At 63.4% G+C, this 23,799-nt stretch carries 23 protein-coding genes; 11 read left to right on the forward strand and 12 right to left on the reverse strand.

Features of this window, described 5'->3' with window-relative positions; genetic code table 11:
* Window positions 1-42 precede the first annotated feature (42 nt).
* From Q0J57_RS04700 to Q0J57_RS04715, 4 genes are read right to left on the reverse strand one after another with little or no spacing between them, the layout of a single operon-like run.
* Window positions 43-876, reverse strand: coding sequence for a lysophospholipid acyltransferase family protein (locus Q0J57_RS04700; protein WP_297217587.1), 834 nt, complete (start codon window positions 874-876; stop codon window positions 43-45).
* Window positions 877-878: 2 nt separating this feature from the next.
* Entirely contained in the window at window positions 879-2,147 is a 1,269-nt protein-coding gene (locus tag Q0J57_RS04705) for a replication-associated recombination protein A (protein ID WP_297217589.1), read from the reverse strand.
* Window positions 2,111-2,869, reverse strand: a complete 759-nt coding sequence (locus Q0J57_RS04710) for a 16S rRNA (uracil(1498)-N(3))-methyltransferase (protein WP_297217590.1) — start codon at window positions 2,867-2,869, stop codon at window positions 2,111-2,113. Before Q0J57_RS04710 ends, Q0J57_RS04705 begins: the two co-directional genes overlap by 37 nt.
* Window positions 2,866-4,587 (reverse strand): hypothetical protein, encoded by a 1,722-nt coding sequence (locus Q0J57_RS04715; RefSeq protein WP_297217593.1) that lies wholly within the window; start codon window positions 4,585-4,587, stop codon window positions 2,866-2,868. The genes Q0J57_RS04710 and Q0J57_RS04715 overlap by 4 nt, the downstream gene beginning before the upstream one ends.
* Before the next feature lie 191 nt (window positions 4,588-4,778).
* Here Q0J57_RS04715 and Q0J57_RS04720 point away from each other — a divergent pair, with 191 nt between their 5' ends.
* The 3 genes from Q0J57_RS04720 to Q0J57_RS04730 are packed head-to-tail and all read left to right on the forward strand — an operon-like array spanning window position 4,779 to window position 7,660.
* Window positions 4,779-5,825: a GAF domain-containing protein gene (locus Q0J57_RS04720; protein WP_297217594.1), complete on the forward strand. Its 1,047-nt coding sequence runs from the start codon at window positions 4,779-4,781 to the stop codon at window positions 5,823-5,825.
* Entirely contained in the window at window positions 5,825-6,850 is a 1,026-nt protein-coding gene (locus tag Q0J57_RS04725; protein WP_297217596.1) for a rod shape-determining protein, read from the forward strand. Before Q0J57_RS04720 ends, Q0J57_RS04725 begins: the two co-directional genes overlap by 1 nt.
* Before the next feature lie 9 nt (window positions 6,851-6,859).
* Window positions 6,860-7,660, forward strand: coding sequence for an inositol monophosphatase family protein (locus tag Q0J57_RS04730; protein WP_297217598.1), 801 nt, complete (start codon window positions 6,860-6,862; stop codon window positions 7,658-7,660).
* 230 nt (window positions 7,661-7,890) lie between these two features.
* Here Q0J57_RS04730 and Q0J57_RS04735 read toward each other — a convergent pair whose 3' ends face one another.
* Window positions 7,891-8,463, reverse strand: a complete 573-nt coding sequence (locus Q0J57_RS04735) for an NUDIX hydrolase (protein ID WP_297217600.1) — start codon at window positions 8,461-8,463, stop codon at window positions 7,891-7,893.
* On the opposite strand from Q0J57_RS04735, the gene rimI reads away from it, so the two are divergent.
* From rimI to Q0J57_RS04765, 6 genes are all read left to right on the forward strand, one after another.
* A complete protein-coding gene (gene rimI, locus Q0J57_RS04740; RefSeq protein ID WP_363315458.1) occupies window positions 8,462-8,935 on the forward strand; it encodes a ribosomal protein S18-alanine N-acetyltransferase in 474 nt (157 codons plus the stop codon). The two genes, Q0J57_RS04735 and rimI, sit on opposite strands and share 2 nt — an antisense overlap.
* 84 nt (window positions 8,936-9,019) lie before the next feature.
* On the forward strand, window positions 9,020-9,781 hold the full coding sequence (gene tpiA / locus Q0J57_RS04745) for a triose-phosphate isomerase (protein ID WP_297217601.1): 762 nt from the start codon (window positions 9,020-9,022) through the stop codon (window positions 9,779-9,781).
* A 188-nt stretch (window positions 9,782-9,969) separates the two neighbouring features.
* Window positions 9,970-10,422, forward strand: a complete 453-nt coding sequence (secG, locus tag Q0J57_RS04750) for a preprotein translocase subunit SecG (RefSeq protein WP_297217604.1) — start codon at window positions 9,970-9,972, stop codon at window positions 10,420-10,422.
* Window positions 10,423-10,490: 68 nt separating this feature from the next.
* The gene (locus tag Q0J57_RS04755; RefSeq protein WP_297217607.1) at window positions 10,491-11,534 is read left to right on the forward strand and encodes a Smr/MutS family protein; all 1,044 of its coding nucleotides are present in this window, start codon (window positions 10,491-10,493) and stop codon (window positions 11,532-11,534) included.
* Window positions 11,535-11,622: 88 nt separating this feature from the next.
* A complete protein-coding gene (locus Q0J57_RS04760; RefSeq protein ID WP_297217609.1) occupies window positions 11,623-12,243 on the forward strand; it encodes an ABC transporter ATP-binding protein in 621 nt (206 codons plus the stop codon).
* The gene (locus Q0J57_RS04765) at window positions 12,240-13,070 is read left to right on the forward strand and encodes an ABC transporter permease (protein WP_297217611.1); all 831 of its coding nucleotides are present in this window, start codon (window positions 12,240-12,242) and stop codon (window positions 13,068-13,070) included. Before Q0J57_RS04760 ends, Q0J57_RS04765 begins: the two co-directional genes overlap by 4 nt.
* A 144-nt stretch (window positions 13,071-13,214) precedes the next feature.
* Here the strand turns inward: Q0J57_RS04765 and Q0J57_RS04770 are convergent, their stop codons facing one another.
* The 6 genes from Q0J57_RS04770 to xerD all read right to left on the reverse strand — a co-directional run bounded on the left by Q0J57_RS04770 (window position 13,215) and on the right by xerD (window position 21,433).
* Window positions 13,215-13,643, reverse strand: coding sequence for a DnaJ family domain-containing protein (locus Q0J57_RS04770; RefSeq protein ID WP_297217613.1), 429 nt, complete (start codon window positions 13,641-13,643; stop codon window positions 13,215-13,217).
* Between the two features lie 48 nt (window positions 13,644-13,691).
* On the reverse strand, window positions 13,692-16,481 hold the full coding sequence (mutS, locus tag Q0J57_RS04775; protein ID WP_297217615.1) for a DNA mismatch repair protein MutS: 2,790 nt from the start codon (window positions 16,479-16,481) through the stop codon (window positions 13,692-13,694).
* 65 nt (window positions 16,482-16,546) lie between these two features.
* Window positions 16,547-17,026: a LapA family protein gene (locus Q0J57_RS04780; protein ID WP_297217617.1), complete on the reverse strand. Its 480-nt coding sequence runs from the start codon at window positions 17,024-17,026 to the stop codon at window positions 16,547-16,549.
* A 24-nt stretch (window positions 17,027-17,050) separates the two neighbouring features.
* On the reverse strand, window positions 17,051-17,524 hold the full coding sequence (locus Q0J57_RS04785; RefSeq protein WP_297218132.1) for an HIT domain-containing protein: 474 nt from the start codon (window positions 17,522-17,524) through the stop codon (window positions 17,051-17,053).
* A gap of 184 nt (window positions 17,525-17,708) precedes the next feature.
* Window positions 17,709-20,483 (reverse strand): CBS domain-containing protein, encoded by a 2,775-nt coding sequence (locus tag Q0J57_RS04790; protein WP_297217619.1) that lies wholly within the window; start codon window positions 20,481-20,483, stop codon window positions 17,709-17,711.
* On the reverse strand, window positions 20,480-21,433 hold the full coding sequence (xerD, locus tag Q0J57_RS04795; RefSeq protein ID WP_297217621.1) for a site-specific tyrosine recombinase XerD: 954 nt from the start codon (window positions 21,431-21,433) through the stop codon (window positions 20,480-20,482). Before xerD ends, Q0J57_RS04790 begins: the two co-directional genes overlap by 4 nt.
* Before the next feature lie 75 nt (window positions 21,434-21,508).
* Between xerD and folK the strand changes: the two genes are divergently transcribed.
* Complete coding sequence (gene folK / locus Q0J57_RS04800; RefSeq protein WP_297217624.1) at window positions 21,509-22,027, forward strand: 2-amino-4-hydroxy-6-hydroxymethyldihydropteridine diphosphokinase; 519 nt, start codon at window positions 21,509-21,511, stop codon at window positions 22,025-22,027.
* A gap of 69 nt (window positions 22,028-22,096) precedes the next feature.
* Window positions 22,097-22,390, forward strand: coding sequence for a transcriptional regulator (locus Q0J57_RS04805; protein WP_297217626.1), 294 nt, complete (start codon window positions 22,097-22,099; stop codon window positions 22,388-22,390).
* 169 nt (window positions 22,391-22,559) lie between these two features.
* Here Q0J57_RS04805 and Q0J57_RS04810 read toward each other — a convergent pair whose 3' ends face one another.
* Window positions 22,560-23,783 (reverse strand): aspartate kinase, encoded by a 1,224-nt coding sequence (locus Q0J57_RS04810; RefSeq protein ID WP_297217629.1) that lies wholly within the window; start codon window positions 23,781-23,783, stop codon window positions 22,560-22,562.
* Window positions 23,784-23,799: the final 16 nt, after the last annotated feature.

Genomic DNA, 23,799 nt, shown 5'->3' on the forward strand with positions numbered 1-23,799 from the left:
CGGCAGGGAACGGCCGTCCGGCAGGGGAGTCTCCGGGCGGAATCAGGCTTCGCCGTTGACGCCATCCTCCTGTTCCCAGCGTTGCAGATGACTGCGGATGAAATGGCAGATGGCGGCATGCTCTTCCTTGCCGTTGCCGGTAATGGGCATCGGCTGGCCAAACTGGAAGCGCACGGGCATGCCGGGACGGATGGGGCCCAGTTCCTTCACGTATTTTCCCTTGCCCCAGGCATCGGTCTTGAGGGCAATGGGCACCACGGGCACCCCAGCCTTGCGGGCCAGCTTGATGCCGATGGAATTGAAGTGATGCTCGTCAAAGATGCGCGAGCGCGTGCTCTGGGGGAAGACAATGAGGGATATGCCTTCCTGGAGCAGACTGTTGCCGCCGTTGAGCACATCCGCCAGGTCTTCGCGGGGATTGGTGCGTGTGACGGTGATGGGGCGGCGGGAGCGCATGACCGCCCCGAAGAAGGGCATGGTGGTCAGGCTTTTCTTGACCACAAAGGTGACCTGACGCCTGGGCCGGATGATGCCGGGCAGCAGAAAGGTTTCCAGGGTGCTCATGTGGTTGGCCACAAAGACGCAGGGGCCTTCCACGGCTTCGATGGCATCCATGCCGTCGATGAAGAGGGGGCAGCCGGCCTGCTCCATGAGGTCCGCTACCCGTGTGCTGGCATAGACCCAGGCGGCGTCCGTGCATTCCCCCTTGGCGGCCTTGGCACAGAGCCAGCGTACCGGCCCCAGAAAGAGACGACCGTAAAACTGTATGGAGCACAGCAGACCGGACCGGGCTGTAGGGCTGACAGCGGCACTGTGGTAGCTGTCACCCACGAGAAATTTGCGCGAGAAGAAACTGTTGTCAAAGGCGGTTGGCATGATCAGGCATTGTCCTTGTAGATTTTGTGAATCTTGCGCCACCACTGGCTGAGGCGGCTCTCGTCGCCGCAGTCCTTCGGCTGGTAGAAGCGCCGCCCGCGAACGTCCTCGGGCAGATAGTCCTGCTCCACGTAGCCGTCGGGGTAGTTGTGGGGGTAGCGGTAATCCTTGCCATAGCCCCAGTCTTTCTGCAACTGCGTGGTGGCATTGCGCAGGTGCAGGGGAACGGGGGGCACACCGTTATGGCGCACTTCCCGCAGGGCATTGAGATAGGCCGCATAGGTACTGTTGCTCTTGCGGGCCAGCGACAGGTAGACCACGGTTTCGGCCAGGGGAATGAAGCCTTCGGGCATGCCCACGAATTCCACGGCCTGCTGGCAGGCCACGGCCATGGGCAGCGCCTGCGGATCGGCCAGGCCCACGTCTTCCGAGGCGGACAGGATGAGACGGCGGCAGATGAAGCGCGGGTCCTCGCCGCCTTCCAGCAGGCAGGCCAGGTAGAAGAGGGCGGCGTCCGCATCGCTGCCGCGAATGGACTTGATGAGCGCCGAGGCCAGCTCGTAGTGATTGTCCCCGTCCTTGTCGTGGCGGGCCAGCAGCTCCGGCAGGGCGGCCTTGAGTGCCTCTCCCCGGCGGTTTTCCTCTGGCAGGGTGGCGGCGTATTCCACCAGGTTGAGCAGGGTGCGCGCATCGCCGTTGGCCGCACCGGCCAGCAGCTCCCGTGCGTCCTCCTCCAGGGTGATGCCCAGGCGTTCCGCCCCGCGCCGGGCCAGCTCCGTCAGTTCGCTGCGCCCCAGAGGACGCAGGCGCAGCACATGCAGGCGCGACAGCAGCTGCCGGGTGACGCTGAAGGAGGGATTTTCCGTGGTGGTGGCCAGCAGGGTCAGTTCGCCCGATTCCAGCAGCGGCAGAAAAAAGTCCTGCTGGGCTTTGGAAAAGCGGTGCAGCTCGTCCAGCACCAGCACATCCACACCGGCCAGGGAACGGCGCAGATGCTGGAGGCCGGCCTCCGGCGCGCTGATGCGCACAAAGCGTCTGCCGCTGGCCCGGGCCAGCAGCAGGGCCAGCGTGGACTTGCCGCATCCCGGCGGGCCGAAGAACAGCAGGCTCGGCAGACGAGGCGCCTGCATGAACGAGCGTATCTTGGCGGCCAGGTGCGGCTGCCCCAGAAAAAGGTCCAGACTGTCCGGGCGCAGGCGTTCGGGCAAAGGCCGCGACGAGGCGTCCTTGTCGGTCAGGAGCGACGATTGTTCGGCAGTTGGGAAGCCCACCAGTGTATCCCCAGGCAAAGCGTTGCCGCGGTTTCGCAGCGCAGGATGCGCTGCCCCAGGCTGACGGCAAGAAAGCCGGCGCCCCGGAGGGCTTCCAGTTCCCGCGGGGAAAAGCCCCCTTCAGGGCCGATGACATACAGGCTTGTGCCCGGCTGTCCGGTCAGTTCCGGCGTCAGCATGCGGGAACCGTCCTGAAGCTCCCAGGGCAGAATGCGCCGGTCCACCCCGTCCGCTTCCGCCTGGCGGATCACCTCGTCAATGCCACCGGCCAGGGTGCGAATTTCTGGCAGCCAGGGATTGCCGCACTGCTTGGCACCGGCCACCAGCTGGGCCTGCCAGGAATCGCGGATATCGGCGGGCAGGCGGCCCTGGCTGTGGTCCCCCTGCCAGAGCCAGATGCCCCAGGCGCCCAGTTCCACGGCCTTTTCCAGAAAAAAGCCGCGTCTGGCGGCCTTGCTGAAGGCCAGGGCAATGACGGCCCGCGAGGCCGGGGCCGGTTCATGCCGCTCGTCCAGGGCGCGCAGGCGCACTTTTTTCTTGCGGCTTTCCACAATTTCAAATTCCCCGCTGCGCCCTTTGCCGTCCAGCAGGGTAACGCGCTGGCCAGGGCCAAGGCGGAGGGACTGGGCCAGGTGCAGGGCTTCCTGCCCTTCCAGCAGCGCCTCGTCCTGCGGGGCCTGCGGCCAGTGCTGTGGGGGAAGATAGAATCGGTGTTCGCTCATGGATGCGCCTCTTCTCGCGGTGCACGAATCTTGCGGACAGCCTTGAAGCTGTCCAGCAGGTGCACCAGTTTGCCATAGTTGCGCCGGATTTCAAGACCGCCCTTGGTCAGGCGTTCTTCGGGAGGATCGATATAGCTTCGCAGCATGTAGCGGTCGGACAGAATACCTTCCACGCAGTCCATGATGTCGTCCACCAGATCGGGGAAGAAGGTGGCGATTTCAAATTTGAGGTCCGTAAGCTGTGTCAGCGCCTCGCGCATCATCTGGCGATAGGTGATGCGTGCTCCCTTGAACATGCGCATGCGCAGGTCTTCCAGAATGCGCACGCGCCGCGCCTGCTGAATGTAGCTGAAGCGGGAGCAGACCTCGCGGTGCAATTCCCGCATGGTTTCAAAAACGTCGTCATTGTCAGGGGAATAGAGATAACCGGAAAGCACCCTGCTCACATTGGAGAAAAATTCGTCGCTGTAGCTGATCATGCGGCGCTGGTGCTTGCTCAGCCAGGCATAGAGAAACTTGAGTTTCTTTTCGTCCGTATCGGTATTTTCCACCACCTCGGTACGTTTGTAGACAATGCGCCCCGTATATTCGCCGCGCACAATATCGTTGAGGCGCAGGAACATATTGGTGGTATCCTTGATGATGTTGAGACCGGTCAGGGCCTTTCCCGTGAGGGGGTGCAGCACCTCCTGAAAGGCCACGGACAGGGCGCGGTCCTGGCGGACGTTGCTCTGGTCAAAGCTGTGCTGCCGGTAGGTGATACGGATGATGATGACGCGCCGGGCCGGGTCCAGGAAATAGCCGTCCTGGCTGATGCGCTGTATGGCTTCTTCCTGGTCCTCGTCAACAGCCACAAGGGCAATCTTTTCCAGCAGGGGATAGCGGCGGTTTTCGCCATCCGCCGTATAGGTGGTGATGGTCCGGTCGGTCTGGCCCAGCACACGCAGCAGAAAGCGTTCGCCCATCTTGTGCAGCTTGCGTGCGAACAGGGCGGACGAGGTGCGCCGTTCGGAAACGATGGGAAAGCCGTACAGCTCCATGAGATACTGGTAGACGAACATGCGGTTGCGTTCGTACAGCTCGTTGTCGCCATAGACGAACTTGCCGATGCGTATGCCGAAGCGCTTGAGTTCGCTGTCGATATCGGAGGGAAAGGAGGCAAAGATACCGGCCAGATGAAACTGGCGTCCGCTGTTCAGGGCCAGAACCTGCGCCCGGTCCATGCTGTTGAGGTAGGGAACCAGCGCCGGATAGGCATCCAGAACGGAGGTGTCGGTGGAGCGGAACTGCTGGCGGAAGACATCCTGGTGCATGCGGGGCAGGCGCGAGGCCAGGGTTTCCAGATTCTGGCGGTATACCTGGTTTTCCAGCGGGCAGCAGGGCAGGCCTTCCTCTTCCATGGTGACGGAGTGCAGCTTGTCGTACTGGAAAATCTCGGCAAAGTAGTGCAGCTGGCGCGCAAAGGCCACCAGGGCAAAGCCGGGCAGGTCCTTGTGCTCGAACATGTCGTTGTCAAAGGAGGGCAGCAGCTCGCGGGCTTCCACCAGGGGGTAGTTCTTGGTTTCCTGATAGGGCTTGACCAGGCAGAAGCGGATGTGCACGGCATCCAGAAAGGCCTTGAGCTGGGGAAGCGTGCTGCACGAAATGGGTTCGGCAAGAGTCTCGGCCCCCTGCCAGGGCAGACCGTTTTTGCTGAAAACCTCTTGCCATTTGATCATGCAGCATCCCTCTGGACCAGATTCTGAAAGTATGTATAGGCTATTTCGTCGATGATTTCCAGCCCCCGCCGGCAACGGAAGGACCGCTGCCCGGCACGGATGCTTGCGGGAGGGCCGCAGCTTTGCTACGGTAAGGCGGTTCGCTTGGAGGCAGGCGGCCCCTCCCTTAACCCTTTCATCTGCACTTCGTGATGAACAATACCCTTGAAAAGCATGTTCTGGGCATTCTCTGTAGCGTGTTTGACGCCTATTCCGCTGTTCTTTTTCTTCCTGACGGGGAAGAAGGCAGCGAAAATCACCGCCTGGCGGCCTCGTTCAGCCTGGGGGACGGCATTGCGGAAGAAAGCGTCATCCAGCCCGGCAAGGGGCTGGTAGGCTGGATCATTCGCAATCGCCAGCCGCTGGTCGTGCCCAATTTTGACCAGCACCAGAGCACCCTGGGCTACTACCGCAAGGGAGAGGAATTCGGGGTCAAGGCCTTCATGGGCTGCCCTGTGCCCACGGGCGGGGCGCTGTGCGTGGACAGCAAGCGCCAGTATTCCTTTACGGACAAGGACTACAAAATCCTCCAGATGTTTGCCGAGCTGGTGACCCGCCAGCAGAATGCCTGCACGGGGCAGAGCGTCTATCCTGCTGACATTCCGCGCTATTTTGCCCAGCTGGGCGTCATACAGGACCTGCGCTTCAGTCATAAGCGCTGGCCGGATTTCATCCAGAACTTTCTGCGCACCATGGTCGAGGCCACGGGCTTTGACTACTGCGCTTTTGCCTCGGTGGTGCAGCCCGGCGAAAGCTACTGCGTGGAATGTGAATCGGCCCGCCTGCTGCTGGATGGCGGGCAGCCCCTGCAGCTCGGCATGGGCAGCGGTATTGCCGGCTGGGTGTTCAGCAACGGGCAGCCCGTTTTTGCCGAAAGCGCCACCGGCGCTCCGTCCACCCTGCTGTTCGGCAAGCTGCCGGACATGCCCGATTTCCAGGCCGTGGTCTGCATGCCGGTGGTCATCAACAAAAGCACGCGCTGTGTGCTCTGTCTTGCTCATACGGCCGCCCGGCCCATGGACGAGGCGCTGCGCAGCTTTGTGCGTCAGGCCGTGGACCATCTGGCGCTCTTTCTGGAAAATCTCTATCTCAAGACCCGTCTGCGCAATATGCTGCCCCGTGCCCGGGTGCATACGGACGGGCCGCATGTTTATGACCCTGACGCTTCCTCCGCCTCAGGCACCCCGGATGACGAATAATGCTGCCACGTCTGCTTCGCCGCTATTTTGCCGAGGATATTGCCATGGACCTCGGAACGGCCAATACCCTGCTGTATACCCGCCGGCAGGGTATCGTCATCAACGAGCCGTCCGTGGTGGCGCTGGATACACAGAAAAATACGGTTCTGGCCGTGGGCGCCGAGGCGCGGGCCTGCCTGGGGCGCACGCCCCGGCGTATCCGGGCGGTACGCCCCATGAAGGACGGCGTCATTGCCGATTTTGACGTGACGCAGGCCATGATTGCCCATTTTGTGCGCAAGGTCATCACGGGGCTGCGCCTCATCCGGCCGTCCATGGTCATCTGCATTCCGTCGGGCATTACCCAGGTGGAAAAGCGGGCGGTCATTGATGCGGCCCATCTTGCCGGGGCGCACGATGTTTCGCTGGTGGAAGAACCCATGGGCGCGGCCCTGGGGGCGGACATGCCCGTGCGCGAACCCCTGGGCAATATGGTGCTGGATATCGGCGGCGGCACCAGCGAGGTGGCGGTCATCACCCTGTCCGCCATTGCGGTTTCCCAGTCCGTGCGGGTGGCCGGCGATGCCATGAATCTGGCCGTGCAGCGCTATCTGCGCGATGTCTTTCGCCTGGAAGTGGGCGAGGTGACGGCAGAAAATGTCAAAAAGGTGCTGGGCAGCGCCGTTCCGCAGCCGGGGGCGCCGCGCCTGGAAGTGTCGGGCAAGGACCTGGTGGGCGGTGCGCCGCGCACCGTGACCATTACGGAAGGCCATGTGCGCGAGGCCCTCAGCGACTGCGTGCAGACCATTGTGGGCGCCGTGATGAGCACTCTGGAACGCACCCCGCCGGAACTGGCGGCCGATATCTATACCAACGGTCTGCTCATGGCCGGTGGCGGTTCGCTGCTCAAGGGGCTGGGGCAGCGCATTGCCCACGAAACCAAGCTCAAGGTCTTTGTGGACAAGGCTCCCCTCACAACCGTTTTGCGCGGCACGGCCCGCGCCATGCTGGACAGGGACCTCTACGCGCCCGTCTTCATCAACTAGGCTTTTGCCATGCCTGCTCTTCCTTCTTTGTCGCTGCTTGCAGAACCTCTTGTGGATATTGTGCGCCGCAGCGGGCGCATCATCAGGGAACACTGGCGGATGCCGAGTCATGCGCGCCACAAGGGGCGCATTGATCTGGTGACCGAAACGGACCTGGCGGTGGAGGCCTTTCTTGTGCAGGAGCTGGAACAGCTGCTGCCGCAGGCCCTGTTCATGGCCGAGGAAAGCGCACGGCCCGGGCAGCAGCCCGGAGAACTGTGCTGGATCATTGATCCTGTGGACGGCACCACCAACTTTGTGCACCGTCTGCCGCATGTGGGGACATCGGTGGCGCTCTGGCAGAAGGGCGCGCCCGTGCTGGGCGTGGTCAATGTGCCCATGCTGGAGGAATGCTACTGGGCCGTGGCCGGAGAAGGGGCCTTCTGCAATGGTGCGCCCCTGCGGGTGAGCGATGCCCAGACACTGGAGGATACCCTGGTGGCCACGGGAATTCCCTATACCATCCGGCAGGACCTGCCGGACGTGCTGGACAAGCTGCGTGCCGTGCTGCCGGCAACGCAGAATTTGCGCCGCCTGGGGGCGGCCTCGGTGGATCTGGCCTATGTGGCTTCCGGGCATCTGGATGCCTATTACGAAATGGGTCTCAGGCCGTGGGATGTGGCGGCCGGCATGCTGCTGGTGCAGGAGGCCGGCGGCAGGGTGACGCGCAGTGACGGCGGCCCCTTTGCCTTTGGGGACGAAATCCTGGCCACCAATGGTCACGTGCATGACGCCATGGTGGCTGTGCTGCGGCAGGCTATCCGGCACTGAGCGCATGCGGCCCCCGGCTGCCGGCAGACAGCGTCATCCCTGATGCGGACGTGTGCCGTGTGCCCCGGCCGGGGCAGAAGCCGGGAAGGCGCCCTGGGGACGGGGCAGCGCTTCTGCCGGGGGAGCCTGCCGGCGGAAGGCATGGGGCTGTCCGTACAGGTGACGTCGTATGGGGCCGGATGGATGGCAGGGAGCTGCCGTTTCCCGTGCGGGCACACAGGATAAGATTTTCAGCCATGGTGCGGCTCGTCTGGTTCCGGCGCAGGCAGGTCTTCCGCGGCTGCTGCGGGGCAGCTGACCTGTGGCAGGAGACAGCCCATCTGGAGCGCATGGCGCAGCAGGGGAGAAAGCAGGGCGCCATTGTGCCGGGCGATGCCGGAAAGTTCATCGGCATCCAGCAGCAGCTGCCTGTCGGGATCAACGGCCAGGGCACGCAGGCGGGCGGTGCTGATCCTGACCGCATACAGACAGGTAAAGGCCGGATGCTCAGCCGCCGGAGCCGGGGGCAGGATGCGGATTTCCCGCAGGGGCAGGCGGCCCAGCCCATGCTGCCGGGCCAGGCGCTCCGCCGTGTCCAGCATGGCCGTGCCGGCAGGCACCACGCCACGGGCAAAAAGGTCCCAGCCCTGGCTGCCGCGTACCAGCAGGGCCTGGTCGGACGAGCAGACAAAGAGCGCCACAGCGCGATGGACAAGGTGCTGCTTCAGTACGGCAGATTGCGGCATGCAGCAGACAGGCCGGTTGTGGCGGTCCACCACATCCAGCAGAAGGCGGCTTCCTGAGGAGAGGGAACGGGGAATCATGATGCAGAGCAGGTCCCGCACGCTGGAGTTTCGGGCATTGGAAAAAGAGGATGCCGTGGCCATGCAGGAGCTGGAAGCCCGCTGCTTTTCGCTGCCCTGGACAGAAGAGCAGTGCCGCACCGCCTTTGGTCAGAGCGCCTTTGCGGCCTTTGGCCTGTGGAACGGGCGGGAGCTGGTGGCCTATGTTTCCTTGTATCACAGCCTGGATGAACTGGAAATACTCAATCTGGCTGTCAGCCCGGAGCGGCGTCGGCAAGGCCTTGGGCGCCATCTGCTGCAAATGGCCTTGCAAGCGGCGCATAAAATGGGTATCAGAAAGAGTTTGCTGGAGGTACGCGAAAGCAATGCGCCTGCCATTGGCCTGTATGAAGGCGCCGGTTTCCGGCTGGCAGGGCGGCGGCGTGCCTATTATCATGATCCTGACGAGGACGCCCTGATCTATACGCGCCCCGCTCCGTCTGACGAAGCATAAGGGGAGCAATGCAGGGGGCGTCGCGCCGGTATGGGCCGAGACTGCGGCGCCGGTGAAACTTCGCTGATCGAGCGGGTGAACGCTATGCAGAAAATCATTGCCGCCAATTGGAAGATGTTCAAAACCAGGGCGGAAGCCCGGGAAACGGCTGCGGCACTGGTGTCGCTTCTTGCCGCCAGACAGGAAGACGCTGCCGGGCGGCTGGTCATCGTGTATCCGCCGTTTACCGCCATTGCCGAGGTGGCGGACGTATTTGCCGGCATGGCCGGCACGGCCACGGGCGCTCAGGATGTGTATCCGGCGGAAGAGGGGGCCTTTACCGGGGAAATCTCGCCGCGCATGCTGGCGGATGCCGGGGCCACCTGGGTGCTGACCGGACATTCCGAACGCCGGCACGTGCTGGGCGAAAGCGACGAGCTGGTGGGGCGCAAGACGGCCTTTGCCCTGGAGCAGGGGCTGTCCGTCATGCTCTGTGTGGGAGAAACGCTGGCAGAGCGTGAGGCCGGTCAGCTGGCCGCGGTGCTGGAACGGCAACTGGCCGCCGGTGTGGCCAATGTGGCTTCGGAACGGCTGGCCGGGCGCTTTGCCGTGGCCTATGAGCCTGTCTGGGCCATCGGGACGGGCAAGGTGGCCGGTCCCGAAGAGGCCGGCGAAGCGCATGCCCTGGTGCGGCAGATTCTGCGTTCCTGCGTGGGGCCTGTGGCGGACGAAACGCCGCTGCTCTACGGCGGCAGCGTCAAGCCGGCCAATGCCGCCGGGCTGCTGGCACTTGACAATGTGGATGGTCTTCTGGTAGGAGGCGCATCTTTGGACGCGAATTCCTTCGCGCAGATTATTTTTGCCTGACAGGCGCATCTGCCGCCCAGCGCGGGAGGCAGATGGCGCTGCTTGTATCTTTTTGGGGGATGGGCCGCCGCAGGCTGCGCCATCCGGGCAAACGCGGTACAGGGGCACGTACGGGGGCTTCCGTGCGGGCCGTGCACCTTATTTGACATGGCAGCATTTCTCAGGGGAGATGCTTCAGGGAGGCTTCGGTGGAAACCCTCATTTTGACGCTTCATATCATTGTCTGCGTTCTTCTTGTTATCCTCATCCTGCTTCAGGCAGGCAAGGAAGGCATGGGTGTCATCTTTGGCGGTGGCGGTAATACGTCCGTCTTCGGCAGCAGCGGCGCCGGCGGCATTCTGGCCAAGCTTACGGCCTTCATGGCTGTGGTCTTTGTCATCACCTCGCTGAGCTATACCTATGTGAGCAGCCCCAGGGCAGCTTCCGAAGAATCCCAGATTCTTTCCACGCCGGCCGTGAACATTGAGGACAGCATCCCCGCGCAGCCGGCCGCGCCTGCGGCTCCCGCCGGTACCGACAGTGCCGCGTCCGCTCCCGCCGTCGAAAAGGCCCCGGCCGCCCAGCCGGCCGCCCCTGCGCCGTCCGGCGATGCGCCTGCTCCGGCGGCTGCGGCTCCCGAAGCGCCAGCCACAGCGCAGTAGTCCTCCCCTGTCCCGATTCTGGAAAAGCCGCGGCCTGCCGCGGCTTTTTCGTGCAAGGAGCGTGCGTCATGAGCAGGCAGCCCAAGGAAAAGCACCCTGACAGACTGTGGTGCGATGAGGACCGACCGGGTGACAATCCCTTTGCGGCCCTGGACCAGAACCTCTTTCCCCGTGCGAACGGAGCGCCCGGCCGTAGCGGTACGGCAGGACGGGGAGCGCATTCCTCTAACAGGCCGCGTGCCAGGCGGGCCGTGACGGAAGAGGATGCCGAGGCCCGGCTCTTTCTGGAGGCCATGTCGCAGACATGTGTACGGCCGGAAGCCGGGACAACGGCGTCAGGCGGCTTCGGTCTGGACGAACAGAGCAATCTTTCCCAAAAGGTGGCGGCCCGCCGGAAGGCGCAGACGGCCAGGGCAGCGCGAACAGCCGCTCCTGCCGCAGCAACGGCCGCCGCGCCAGTGTCGCCTTCCCGGACGTCCGGCCCGGCGACGGTGGCCGCCACATCCGGTGACGGACCGGTCCAGGGACAGGTGGCGGCAGACAGCGAGGCAGATGCCTTTCTGCTGGCCATGCGTCAGGTGCGTCCGCTGCCGGGCAGGGGACGTGCCGTGGCGCCGCCCGTGGTAGCGCAGACGCCCCCGCCGGCGGCGGATACCTCCTTGCAGGATTTTCTGGAAGGCAAGCTGGAATTTGCCCTGTCCTTTACCGATGAGTATCTGGAAGGCTATGTGGTGGGCCTGGACCCCCTGATCATGGGCAAACTGCGGGCCGGGTCCCTCAGCCCGGAAGCCCATATGGACCTGCATGGCCTCAATGTTCAGCAGGCCTTTGAAAGCCTGCGCGGTTTCTTGCGCGGTTCCTGGTACAAGGGGCTGCGGACGGTGCTGGTTGTGCCCGGTCGCGGCCGCAATTCGCCGGACGGGGTAAGCGTGTTGCGCGGCAAGTTGCAGACCTGGCTCACGCAGGACCCCTTCAAGCGGGTGGTGCTGGCCTTCTGTACGGCACAGCCGCACGATGGCGGACCGGGCAGCATCTATGTGCTGCTGCGCAAGTTCCGTAAAAAGGGGCGTATCTGCTGGGAGCGCATGCCGGCGGATGCCGATCTGTTCTAGTGCCGGCTGATGCGGCGGCAGGCTGCGAGGCAGGCACGACAGTATACCCGCGGTTCATGCCGTACGCTGCGGACGGGGGAGGGCTGTCATGGGCATTCTTTCCACACATGGTGTTTCCTTTGCCGGCATAACCTATCCTGACCTGACCTTTCCGCAGGGTGGGGTGCATGTCATCTGCGGCCCCAGCGGCTGCGGCAAGACAAGCCTGCTGCGCCTCTGCAATCGTACCCTGGAACCGGCCACGGGCTGCGTGTGCTTCATGGACCGCGATGTGCGGGACATTCCGCCCCTTGCGCTCAGAAAGGACGTTTTGCTGGCCGGCCAGGAGGTTTTTCTCTTTCCCGGCAGTATTGCAGAAAATTTCCGCCAGTTCCATGTGCTGCGGGAAAGCCCGGTCCCGCCGGCGGAACGCATGGCGGCCTTTCTGCGGCTGTGCGCCTTTGACGCTCCGCTGGGAAGCCCCTGTGAACAGCTTTCGGGCGGGGAGCGTCAGCGAGTATTTCTGGCAATCCATCTGTCCTTTGTGCCGCGCGTGCTGCTGCTGGATGAGCCCACGTCGGCTCTGGATGCCGCCACGGCCCGATGTTTCATGGAGCATCTGTGCCGCTTTGGCCGGGAACAGGACATGACCGTTGTGATGGTCAGCCATGACAGGGCGCTGGCAGCGGCCTGGGCCGACAGCCTGACGGAACTGGGGGGACGGGCATGACGACATGTCTGACAGCACTACGGGAAGTGTTCATGGCCGGTACGCCCGGGGCACAGGCCGTGCCCTTTCTGCTGGCCTATGCGCTGTTGCTGGTGGTGGGGCTGATCATGCGGCTGTGCCACATCAATCGTCTGCGGATGCTGTTCATGGCCGGCCTGCGCATGACACTACAGCTGATTCTGGCGGGATTCCTGCTGACCTATGTGTTTGCGCATCCGCATCCGCTGCTCACGGCGGCCTATCTGGGTGTCATGACCCTTTTCACCATCCGGACGGTGCTGGGCCGTCATCCCCGGCTCAACAGCCGTTTCCGGCGCTGTGTGGCCGTGAGTCTGGCTGTGTGCGGTCTGTTGTCCACGGCCTTCTTTGTGGCCTGTATTGCCCGGCAGAATGTTTTTGATCCGCAGTATGCCATTCCCCTGGCCGGCATGCTCATGGGCAATGCCATGACGGGACTGAGCCTGGCCCTCAAGAGCTTTGAAGAGGCCCTTGGCGCGCAGCAGGTGCGCATTCATACCCTGGTGGATCTGGGCGTGCGCCCGCAGCGCATTCTCTTTCCCCTGGTGCGGACAGCACTGGAAACAGCCCTGCTGCCCACGCTCAATTCCATGCTTGGCATGGGCATTGTCTTTTTGCCGGGCATGATGACCGGGCAGATTCTTGCCGGTGCTGCGCCCACAACAGCCATTCTGTACCAGGGCAGCATCATGATGGCCATTTGTGCCACGGTCTGCCTTGCCGTGCTGGGGGCACTGCTCTGGGGATACCGCAGCCTCTGGGATGCGGCGCTGTGCATACGGTTGCCCGCGCCGCCGCAACAGGGCTGACACGCCGGCCCGTGCCGTCGGGCATCGTTTCGCAGCTGTTTTGCGCCGTTTCGTGACCGGTCAGCGGGCGGCATGGGCGGTGTGATGCGGCCTTGCCCAGGGCAGGCCGCCGGCACCGTGTCCTCCCGTGCCGCTGCCGTCAGCCTAGGCCGGACGCCGCTTGCCGGGTGCGGCTGCCGTGCCCTCGTGGTGCCGCGACAGCCTGTCCAGCAGGCGTTCATAGTAGCTTTCGTCATCCAGTTGCAGATGGCGCTGGTGGCGCATGCGGGCGCGGGTGATCATGAAGCGCAGCTTCTGCATCTGGCGCACCCGTTCCTGTTCGTCCTCGCAATGTTCCAGCATATCGGCCAGCGTGGCAATGTCCTTGCGTTCCTGCACTTCCGGGGGCAGGCAGCCGGCGTTGCGCAGCACCTTGTAGGCCATGCGCAGTTCCGGGGGAATATGGCTGTCATCTTCCAGCCGGAGGGGCCTGCCGGCCCCGGGCAGATGGTCGAATTCTCCCCGGGACTGGGCTTCTTCAATGCGTTTTTCGGCAATGGACTGAATGACGGACCAGGGATTGGCTTGCGACATAATGACCTGCCTTGCGGTATGTGCGGACGATGCCTCGTGTGGGCTGGATCAGAAGGGCGGTTCCTGCGGACGTTCGCCGGCAGAATCAGAATCGGACGCAGCGGCTGCCGGCTGCCCCCAGAGCTGCTTCCACTCCGTCAGCAGGCGCAGCGCGGCCAGGGGGGTGAGGTTTTCCGGCTCAAGGTCGCGCAGCAGCTGCACAAGGGGATGTTCCGCCGGGGCGGACGGCGTATCCAGGGTCTCCTGCGGGTTGACGGTATGCGTGCGTGGAGACCGGCGCTCCTGCGGGGCGGGCGGCAGTTCCAGACCGGGCAGGGCAATGGCCGTGCCCGCCGGCGGTGCCTGCCGGGGAGATTTCTGGCGCTCCAGATCGGCCAGAATGGCTCTGGCGCGCTGCACCACATGCTGCGGCACCCCGGCCAGACGGGCCACCTCCACGCCATAGCTGCGGTCCGAGGGACCGGGAACCAGCTTGTGCAGAAAGAGAATCTCGTGATTGTATTCCCGTATGGCGATATTCATGGTGAAGACGCCGGGAATGCGTCCTTCCAGGGCCGTCAGCTCGTGATAGTGGGTGGCAAAGAGGGTGCGCACCTCGCCATGCTGCCGGGAGGCCAGGTCTTCCACCACAGCCCAGGCCAGGGCCACGCCGTCATAGGTGCTGGTGCCCCGCCCGATTTCATCCAGAATCACCAGGCTGCGCCGTGTGGCCTGGCGCAGGATGCGGGCGGTTTCCATCATTTCCACCATGAAGGTGCTCTGCCCCTGGGCCAGATTGTCCGAGGCCCCCACACGGGAAAAGAGGCGATCCACCATGCCCAGCCGGGCTTCCGTGGCAGGGACCATGCTGCCCATCTGGGCCAGCAGGCAGATGAGGGCCACCTGGCGCAGGACGGTGGACTTGCCGGCCATATTGGGGCCGGTAAGCAGGCAGAGCCGCCGTCGCTCATCCAGAATGACGGTATTGGGCACAAAGTTGGCACTGCCCAGCATGGCTTCCACAACGGGGTGGCGCCCGTCACGGATGCAGAGGTGAGGGCTGTCGTCCAGCCGGGGGCGGCACCAGCCATTGCGGCGCCCCACGTGGGCCAGTGACTGCCAGTAGTCCAGATGGGCCAGCATGTCCGCCATGTGCAGCAGGCGTTCGCGCTGGGCGGCCATGTGGCTGCGCAGCTCCACATACAGCGAGTATTCCAGGCTCTTGCGCGAGTCGGCGGCGGAAAGCAGCTGTTCTTCCAGTTCCTTGAGGGCCGGTGTGGTGAAGCGTTCCGCATTGGCCAGGGTCTGCCGGCGGATGAAGTGATCAGGCAGGGGACCGCTGTAAGCCGCCTTGCTCACCTCGTAATAGTAGCCAAAGACACGGTTGTTGCCCAGCTTGAGCTTGGCAATGCCCGTGGCCTGCTGCTCCTTTTCCAGCATTGCGTGCAGTTTCTGTTCGCCATGCTCCATCAGGTCCATGAGGCTGTCCAGCCTGTCATGGTAGCCGGGCCGGAACAGGCCGCCCTCCGTGATGAGAGCGGGCGGGCTGTCCACCAGTGCCCGGTTCAGTATGTCGGCGCAGTCGTCCAGCGCATCCCAGTGCGAGCAGATTTCATGCAGGGCCGCGGGCAGATCGGTGCCCAGCGCCTGTGCCTCGGTGGCATAGCTGCCGTCGGTGGGGGTGGTCAGGGCGGCAAGGACAGCGGGCAGGGCATTGAGGCTGTTGCGCAGGGCAATGAAGTCGCGCGGGCTTGCCCGCTCAAGGGTAATGCGCGTGGACAGGCGCTCCAGATCATATACCGCAGACAAGGCCTCACGCAGGGCCTCCCGGCGGGTGTCATCATCATGCAGGAAGGCCACGGCATCCTGTATGCGGAGGATGGGGGCAGCGTCGCGCCAGGGGTGGCGCAGCATGTCTTCCAGCAGGCGCCCGCCCATGGGCGTCATGGTTTCATCCAGCACATGACGCAGGGTGCCCTTGCCCTTGCGGCCGTTGAGACGGCAGAAAATTTCCAGGTTGCGTTCGGTCACGTCATCCACCAGCAGATGACGGCCCAGGTCCAGCGGCTGAAAGGGGAGCAGATGCTTCGGGCTGCGCTTCTGGGTCTGCTCCAGATAGTGCAGCAGCGCACCGCAGGCCTGAAGCAGTTCCGGCTTGTTGTGCAGCCCGAGGGCCTGGGTTTCGCGGACGCCCTGCGCCTCGAGAACCCGCCGTTCAGCCCGCTTGAGATCAAAGACGCTGCGCGGCAGGCGCACCAGGCGGATGCCTTCCAGCAGACAGTGCGGTGGCGGCGACATGGTTTCGGGCAGGATGAGTTCCGCCGGCGCCAGCTTCTGCACCCATTGCCAGAGTTCGCTGGGGCGGCGCAGGGCAATGCCCGACCACTGGCCGGTGGAAATGTCGGCCCAGGCAAAGCCGCCGCTGCCGTTTTCCGCCAGCATGAGCGCGCCCAGATAGTTGTGGCTTTTGCTGTGCAGATTGGCATCATCCAGCACAGTGCCCGGCGTGACCACGCGCGTAACGGCGCGCTGGACCAGCCCCTTGGCCTGGCGGGGGTCCTCTATCTGATCGCAGATGGCCACATGGTAGCCCTTGTCCACCAGCTGGGCCAGATAGCTCTGGGCCGCATGCCATGGCACGCCGCACATGGGCACGGGATTTTCGCTGTCGCGGCTGCGGCTGGTCAGGGCGATCTGAAGCTCGCGCGCTGCCGTGACCGCATCGTCGAAAAACAGCTCGTAAAAGTCGCCCATGCGGTAGAAGAGCAGGGCGTCAGGGTATTCGGCCTTGATGCGCATGTACTGCTCAAACATGGGCGTGAGCTTGGCGGACGGGGCGGAGGGCGGTGTCTGGCTCATGGGCTAATGAAAACGGCGCCATCCATGGATGGCGCCGTCAGAAAATGTTGCAGAAAAAGGGGGGCCTACTGCTGCTTGTCCGGGTCAGGCGCCACCACATCTTCGGGAAGGGGCGCCGGCTGGGACTTGGCCGGGGCATTTTCCTCGGCAGGGCGGGTTTCCGGCGCTTCCTTGGCGGCATCCTTGGCATCGCGGGTGTGCTTCATGCGCTGGAAGAAGGAGGTCTTCTTGCCATCGCTGTTGAGCTGCTTATGCAGGCTGGCCACTTCGCGTTCCAGCTGGCCGATGCGCCAGCGCGCCTTCATGAGGCGGGCGGAATTGTGAACCTTGTCCCAGACCAGGAAACAGATGGAAAGCAGCGCGCCCAGCACAAAACCGGCAATGATCAGGAAGTAGAAGGGCAGCGGGATGGAAGACATGGGCGGCACAAAAAAGAGATTGAGCGTCAACACCATATCCTGTGACAGGGCGGTCTGGTTCTGGAACAGAAAAACCAGCGCCAAAAAGATGGCCACAACCAGTATCAGGACTTTCAGAAAGCGCATAGCTCCTCCTCTCGGCGCTTTTCGTTAGAAATAGCCCTTCAGGGCCGTATAGGTTTCTTCAAGGTACTGCGGCATGGTGCGCACATCGTCCATGACGGCAATGAAGGACGAATCGCCGTTCCAGCGCGGTACAAGATGAAAGTGCAGATGCTCGCGAATGCCGGCTCCGGCTGCCTTGCCGAGGTTGAGTCCCACATTGATGCCTTCACAGTGGAAGTGCTCGTAGAGAATGCCGCTGCAGCGCTGCACCAGGTCCATGGTTTCATGGGCTTCGTCCTGCTCAAGATCGGTGAGGGACGAAAGGTGGCGGTAGGGGCAGACCATGATGTGCCCGTTATTGTACGGATAGCGGTTCATGATGACAAAGGCACGCCTGCCCCGGTACAGGACAAGACGCTCTGCATCCCTGTCCGTATCATCGGACAGGCAGAACACGCAGGTGTCGGGTTTGGGTCCCAGAATGTACTGTATGCGCCATGGCGCCCAGAGATGCTTCATGATTTGACGAGCATACACTGCCTCCGCATCAAGAGCAAGCCTGTCCGCGGGCTTTGGGGGCATATTCGGACATTTTTACGTTGCCGGGCACAACAGCAGCGGCAGAAAAACAGTGAAGTATTACATTAACTTTCAGAAAAGGGGGTTTGCAAAACATTTATAACCCATTGAGATAAAATTATTTTTATGATGCAATATCGTCCCCGTTCTTTTCTTCATGTTTTCCATGAATTTTTTTCCGGGCCGATCCGGCAGGGCCGCTGCCGGCAGGCGCCGCCTTCTGCGGCATGTTGCCGGACAGGGCATCCTGCACCAGACCTTTGGCCAGTGCCCACTGCGCTTCCGGTGTGGCAGCCGTGCCGTTGAGCTTGGCGGCCAGGATTTCCCGCAGAATGGCGGTGAAGAAGGGGCCGGGCTGCAAGCCCAGGGCAATGAGGTCCGCCCCGCCGATATCGGCCTTTTCCCGGCGCCATTGCGTGATGTAGCGCGAAAGGTTTTTTTGCAGCTTTTCGTCGCTGATGGCAGCCATGAGATAGAGCAGAAATTCCAGCCCCAGCCCTTCCAGCATTTTCCAGAGGCCGAAAACGTCTGTCTGCCGGCCGGCCTGCTTGCGCTGCCAGCCTTCCAGACGGTTGCAGAGGTAGCGGGCCTTCTCCCGCAGGCGGAAGGTGGCTGTGCGCCGTGTGGCGGGCAGCCCCAGCCGGTTGTAGACCTCGCTGGCATCCTCGTAGCTGAGGTTGTGGCACAGGGCCAGAAAGTAGGCCAGCCAGTGCTGCACCGGTTCATCCAGATAGAGCAGGTGGTACCAGCTGATTTTTTCCCGCAGGCTGATCAGCACCTCGCGCCGGGTGGGGGTCAGGCAGAGGGCGGGGGAGATGGCATGCAGCAGGTCCAGCTCATCCAGGCGGTCAAAGCAGGCCGGCGGGTTGGGTTCGGTGCAGATGTGGCTGTATTCGTGGAAGATGCGCGCGCTGCTCAGCTTGCCCAGCAGGTTCAGGGCCAGCACGTTCTTGATGAGCTTTTCCGCTGCCGGGTCCAGATGAAAGCCGTAGCGCTGCTCAAAGCGGACGGCCCGCAGGCAGCGGGTGGGGTCTTCCACAAAGCTCAGGGTATGCAGCACGCGGATGGCGCCGTTCTTGATGTCGCGCTGTCCGCCAAAGAAGTCCACAAGCTGCCCGTAGGAGGTGCTGTCCAGACGGATGGCCAGCGCATTGATGGTGAAGTCCCGGCGGAAAAGGTCCATCTTGATGGAAGACAGTTCCACCGTGGGCAGGGCAGCGGGATATTCGTAATATTCCAGACGGGCCGTGGCCACGTCGATGCGCAGTTCCTCGCCCTCCGGGCCGGTATAGATGACCACGGAGGTCATGAATTTCTGATGCTCGCGCACGCGGCCGTCCAGGGCCTCGGCCAGGGCCTTGGCCAGGCAGATGCCGTTGCCCTCCACCACCAGGTCGATGTCTTCATTATCGCGGTCCAGCAGCAGGTCCCGCACAAAGCCGCCCACCACATAGACCGGCAGGCCGAGCTTGCGGCCCAGATTGCCGGCCAGTTCCAGGATGGAGCGGGTATGGGCGGACAGGCGGTCGCGCATGAGCTTGGCCACATTGCGCGGCTTGGCTGCGGGAAATTCGCTTTCCTGGAGCTGGCCCGGCTCATGGGCAAAGACGTTGATGAGGTCCGTGCGCGTCACCACGCCGACTACCTGGTCATTTTCCACAATGGGCACCAGCCGCTGCCGCGCCCCCACGATGGTGGCGGAAAGATCGCTCAGGGGGGCATCGGGCGCAAGCAGCACGGGATTGCGCTGCATGTAGTTTTCCACCGAAAAGTCCTCAAGGCCGTGCAGGCGGGCACGGGAGGCCGTCTGTGCATCCAGGATGCCGCAGCAGCGCCGTGTGCCCGGCAGGAAGACCGGAACGGCCTTGAGGCCGAAGTGCAGCATGAGTTCATCGGCCGCACGGATGGGCTTGTCCGATTCGATGCCCACGGCCGGGGTGGACATGTAGTCGCGGGCGGTCTTGTCCTGCCCCAGCTGGGCACGCAGGCTGCGCACAATGGTATCGTGCACTTCGTGCAGCATCATGTTGCGCACAGAGGCCGAGGCGGCATAGGCATGGCCGCCGCCGCCCAGATCGGCACAGACGGCCCCCACGTTGACGGCCTCGCTGCGGCTGCGGGCCACCACCTGGATGCGGTCCTCCATGCGGCCGATGGCAAAGAGCACCGGGAATTTTTCCATTTCCATGAGGCGGTGAGCCAGGTAGGCGAAGTCCCCCAGATAGTGCATCATGGAGGCTTCGGCAATGACGATGGAAATGCCGCCGATGACATAGGTGCGGGCCGATTCCAGCAGGCTGTTGAGCGCGCGCACATGGGCACTGGTCAGCTCGTGCGAGGCCATGTCGTCAATGTCCGTCACCTTCATGCCCTGTTGCAGCAGCCAGGCGGCGCTTTCAAAATCCCTGGTGGTGGTGGAGGAATAGGTAAAGGACCCCGTGTCCCCGTAGATGCCCAGCCCCAGCAGGGTGGCTTCGTCCGCATCCAGGCAGACATGCGCCTTGCGCAGCGCCTCCACAATAAGGGCCGTTACCGATCCCACGGCCTCCCAGTGGCTGATGTCGGCATTGATGTCGTCGCCGGAGCTGGGGTGGTGATCCCAGCATTCCACGTGTACATCGGCGCGTTGCAGCAGGCGTTCCACATGGTGCAGCCGGTCCCGCTGGCGCGTGTCCACCACCACCAGGCGGGAGAGCGCGTCCCAGTCCAGGGCGTCGCTGTCCACCAGACCGTAACGTTCCTTGTCCAGGGAGGCATAGATTTTTTGCAGGCCGCGTTCCTGCGTGCCGGGAAAGAGCAGCCGGCAGGGGGCGTAAAGGTGGCGGACAGCCAGCATGGCCGCAAAGGCGTCAAAGTCCGCATTGGCATGACAGGTCACAAGGGTGAGGACGGAATTCATCGGGCTTGGCTCCGGGGATGGTAGGCGCGGTGTATGCTGCGCAGGCGCTCGGCCTGGACATGGGTGTAGATTTCCGTGGCGCCGATATCGGCGTGCCCCAGCAGAACCTGCACGGAGCGCAGGTCCGCGCCGCCTTCCAGCAGGTGGGTGGCAAAGGTGTGACGGAAGGTATGCGGCGAAATGTCGCGGCGTATGCCGGCGCTCAGGGCATATTTCTTGATGGCCTTCCAGACGTACTGGCGGGTGAGGCCATTGCCGGAACGGTTCACGAAAAGCAGCCGGCTGCCGGGAGCGAACTGCGGACGGCAGTGCGCCATGTAGTCCTGAAGGCGGGCCTGCGCCTCGGCATGCAGGGGCACAAAGCGTTCCTTGGCGCCCTTGCCGAAAACACGCAGCAGGCCGCGTTGCAGGTCCACATCATCCAGCGTCAGGCCGCAGACTTCGGAAACGCGCAGCCCGGCAGCGTAGAGCAGCTCCATGAGGCAGCGATCCCGGCGGCCGGACTTGTTGCGGCAGTCCGGCTGCTCCAGCAGGGTCTGCATTTCGGCGCGGCTGAGGACTTCGGGCAGATACTGCGGCAGGCGGGGGCTGTCCAGCAGGGCCGCCGGATTGGCCGGCAGGACGGCATGTTCCACGGCAAAGTCAAAAAAGTTGCGCAGGGCGGAAAGGCGGCGGGCCAGACTGCGCCCCGTGTTCTGCCGCGAGCGCAGCCAGGCCAGAAACAGCAGAATGTCGCCTTCGGCAAGCTGTTGCCGGGCGGGGGCAGGGGGGGCAGCGCGCAATTCGTCCAGAAAAAGGAGAAACAGGCCCACGTCCTGCCCGTAGGCTTCCACCGTGCGGGGGGAAAGGCCGCGCTCTGCCAGCAGGGCGTCACTCCAGGCTGGCAAAAGATGCGCCAGGGCCGTGTGCATATCCGCCTCGGGGGGGGCGGCAAGTGTCGTATCCGTCATACAACAATGGTAGCCTGCCCGGGCCGGCGGGGCAAGGTCTTTGCGTTTTGCCGCGCGTGATGCTATGGCCTGGGCATGACATGCGCATGTTCTTCTGCATTGCTGGCCTATATTGGCCTTGGTTCCAACACGCCGGATGCCCCCCAGCGTCTCACGACGGCCAGCGAGGCCCTGGACAGACTGGAAGGGCTGCATGTGCTGCGGGCCTCGTCCCGCTATAGCACCGAGCCGCAAGGCTATGCCGGGCAGCCCTGGTTCGAGAATGCCGTGCTGGAAGTGGCGGTGGACAGCCGGCGCTGGCAGCCGCGCGAGCTGCTGGCCGCCCTGCTGGGCATGGAGGTCGCGCTGGGGCGCCGCCGGAATCCTGCGCTGCGCTTCGGTCCGCGAAGCATCGACATGGACCTGCTGCTTTTTGGGCAGGTGCAGAGTGACGACCCCTGGTGTCTGCTGCCGCATCCGCGCATGTGCGAGCGGGCCTTTGTGCTTGTACCCCTGGCCGAGCTGGCCCCGGGGCTGCTGGTGAAGGGGCGCAGCGTGACGCAGTGGCTTGCCGGCCTGTCCTGGCGCAGAGAAGGGCGGGCAATTTTTCAGTGACCTTTGCTCCTGCTTGTGCTAGGAATCTTTCATTGACCTGCGCCGGGCGGCGCTGCCAAAGGAGTATGTATGATCAAATGGCTTATTCTGGCCGTGGCGATATATCTGCTGTATCGCATGTTTGCCAATGACCTGCTCAAAAAGAAGAAGCAGGACAAGGAAGAGGACGCCGCAGAGATGGAGCGCAAGGTGGCGGCCGGGGAAATGGTGAAGGACCCGGAATGCGGGGCCTATGTTTCCGTGGACGACAGCATCACCGTGCGGGACGGGGAACAGGTCTACCGTTTCTGCAGCTATGAATGCCGCGACAAGTTTCTGAAGCGTCTGCAGGAGGGCGGCCGGCAGCTGCCCCCGCAGGACTAGGTCCGACAGGGCTGTGGCGGCACGGGCTGCTGCATGCCAGGCATGATAAAGGGTGCCCCGCCATGGCGGGGCACCCTTTTGCTTGCTGCGAAGGGCGCTCTCGGGAAGAACGCCGGCTGCCCGCTGCGGCACCGGAGCGGAGGCGGGCAGAAGAGAGGAAGGGACGCGGCTAGTTGATGTCCCAGTCCAGGCCGAAGGTATCGTGCAGAATGCGCACGGCCAGCTCCACGTACTTTTCCTGAATCAGGATGGTGATCTTGATTTCGGAGGTGCTGATCATGAGGATATTGATGCCTTCCTGCGTCAGGGCGGCAAAGGCCCGGGCCGCAACGCCGGAGTGGTTGCGCATGCCCACGCCGATGGCAGAGACCTTGGCCACATTGACATCATGCACCACTTCGCTGGCGCCGATCTTGCGGGTCACCTCTTCCATGATGGCAAGCGTCTGGGCGAGTTCCTTGCGGGAAATGGTAAAGGTGATGTCCGTATGGCCGTCAAGGCTGGTGTTCTGCACGATCATGTCCACCAGCACACCCTTTTCGGAGAGCGGGCCGAAGACGGCCGCAGCCACGCCGGGCACGTCCGGCACATCATGCAGCGTCACGCGGGCCTGGTCCTTATCATAGGCGATGCCCGAAACAAGCAGGGCTTCCATGCTCGAATCCTCCTGAGTAACAAGGGTACCGGGGTCGTCGGTAAAGGTCGAGCGCACCCGTACCGGGACTTTGTATTTCTTGGCGAATTCCACAGAACGGATATGCAGGACCTTGGCGCCCATGCTCGCCATTTCGAGCATTTCCTCATAGGCCACGCGATCCATCTTGCGGGCCGTGGAGCAGATATTGGGGTCGGTGGTATAGACCCCGTCCACATCGGTATAGATTTCGCACTCCACGGAACCCAGTGCCGCCGCCAGCGCCACGGCCGAAGTATCGGAGCCGCCGCGCCCCAGGGTAGTGATGCGCCCATCCTGGGTGCAGCCCTGGAAACCGGCCACCACCAGCACGTCGTATTCCTCAAGGTAGGCGCGCAGCCTGTTGCTGTCGATATCCGTAATGCGCGCCCGACCGAAGTCTTCATCCGTATGCATGGGGATCTGCCAGCCCAGAAGCGAGCGCGCGCTCACCCCGGCATCCTTCAGCAGCATGGTGAACAGGGCAATGGAAACCTGTTCGCCCGTGGAGACCAGCACATCGCTTTCCGCCTTGTCCGGCGTACCGGACCACTCGTCGGCCAGGGCAAGCAGGCGGTTGGTCTCGCCAGCACGGGCCGAGAGCACCACCACCATCTTGTAGCCTTTCGCCAGACCGGCAAGGACCTTTTCGCGAACCTTCTTCATGCACTCCAGATTCGCCACTGAAGTGCCGCCAAATTTTTGCACGAGAATCTTCATGCCAAACTACGCCACC

Source organism: uncultured Desulfovibrio sp. (genome assembly GCF_944324505.1).
In the GTDB taxonomy this organism is placed as follows: domain Bacteria; phylum Desulfobacterota; class Desulfovibrionia; order Desulfovibrionales; family Desulfovibrionaceae; genus Desulfovibrio.

Coding starts and splice junctions, on each gene's coding strand:
- mutS (WP_297217615.1), bottom strand. CDS start 16,481: ATGAGCCAGACACCGCCCTCCGCCCCGTCCGCCAAGCTCACGCCCATG.
- Q0J57_RS04780 (WP_297217617.1), bottom strand. CDS start 17,026: ATGCGCTTTCTGAAAGTCCTGATACTGGTTGTGGCCATCTTTTTGGCG.
- Q0J57_RS04710 (WP_297217590.1), bottom strand. CDS start 2,869: ATGAGCGAACACCGATTCTATCTTCCCCCACAGCACTGGCCGCAGGCC.
- Q0J57_RS04720 (WP_297217594.1), top strand. CDS start 4,779: ATGAACAATACCCTTGAAAAGCATGTTCTGGGCATTCTCTGTAGCGTG.
- Q0J57_RS04730 (WP_297217598.1), top strand. CDS start 6,860: ATGCCTGCTCTTCCTTCTTTGTCGCTGCTTGCAGAACCTCTTGTGGAT.
- Q0J57_RS04700 (WP_297217587.1), bottom strand. CDS start 876: ATGCCAACCGCCTTTGACAACAGTTTCTTCTCGCGCAAATTTCTCGTG.
- Q0J57_RS04765 (WP_297217611.1), top strand. CDS start 12,240: ATGACGACATGTCTGACAGCACTACGGGAAGTGTTCATGGCCGGTACG.
- Q0J57_RS04755 (WP_297217607.1), top strand. CDS start 10,491: ATGAGCAGGCAGCCCAAGGAAAAGCACCCTGACAGACTGTGGTGCGAT.
- tpiA (WP_297217601.1), top strand. CDS start 9,020: ATGCAGAAAATCATTGCCGCCAATTGGAAGATGTTCAAAACCAGGGCG.
- Q0J57_RS04725 (WP_297217596.1), top strand. CDS start 5,825: ATGCTGCCACGTCTGCTTCGCCGCTATTTTGCCGAGGATATTGCCATG.
- rimI (WP_363315458.1), top strand. CDS start 8,462: ATGATGCAGAGCAGGTCCCGCACGCTGGAGTTTCGGGCATTGGAAAAA.
- folK (WP_297217624.1), top strand. CDS start 21,509: ATGACATGCGCATGTTCTTCTGCATTGCTGGCCTATATTGGCCTTGGT.
- Q0J57_RS04770 (WP_297217613.1), bottom strand. CDS start 13,643: ATGTCGCAAGCCAATCCCTGGTCCGTCATTCAGTCCATTGCCGAAAAA.
- Q0J57_RS04715 (WP_297217593.1), bottom strand. CDS start 4,587: ATGATCAAATGGCAAGAGGTTTTCAGCAAAAACGGTCTGCCCTGGCAG.
- Q0J57_RS04790 (WP_297217619.1), bottom strand. CDS start 20,483: ATGAATTCCGTCCTCACCCTTGTGACCTGTCATGCCAATGCGGACTTT.
- Q0J57_RS04810 (WP_297217629.1), bottom strand. CDS start 23,783: ATGAAGATTCTCGTGCAAAAATTTGGCGGCACTTCAGTGGCGAATCTG.
- Q0J57_RS04735 (WP_297217600.1), bottom strand. CDS start 8,463: ATGATTCCCCGTTCCCTCTCCTCAGGAAGCCGCCTTCTGCTGGATGTG.
- Q0J57_RS04805 (WP_297217626.1), top strand. CDS start 22,097: ATGATCAAATGGCTTATTCTGGCCGTGGCGATATATCTGCTGTATCGC.
- xerD (WP_297217621.1), bottom strand. CDS start 21,433: ATGACGGATACGACACTTGCCGCCCCCCCCGAGGCGGATATGCACACG.
- Q0J57_RS04760 (WP_297217609.1), top strand. CDS start 11,623: ATGGGCATTCTTTCCACACATGGTGTTTCCTTTGCCGGCATAACCTAT.
- Q0J57_RS04785 (WP_297218132.1), bottom strand. CDS start 17,524: ATGAAGCATCTCTGGGCGCCATGGCGCATACAGTACATTCTGGGACCC.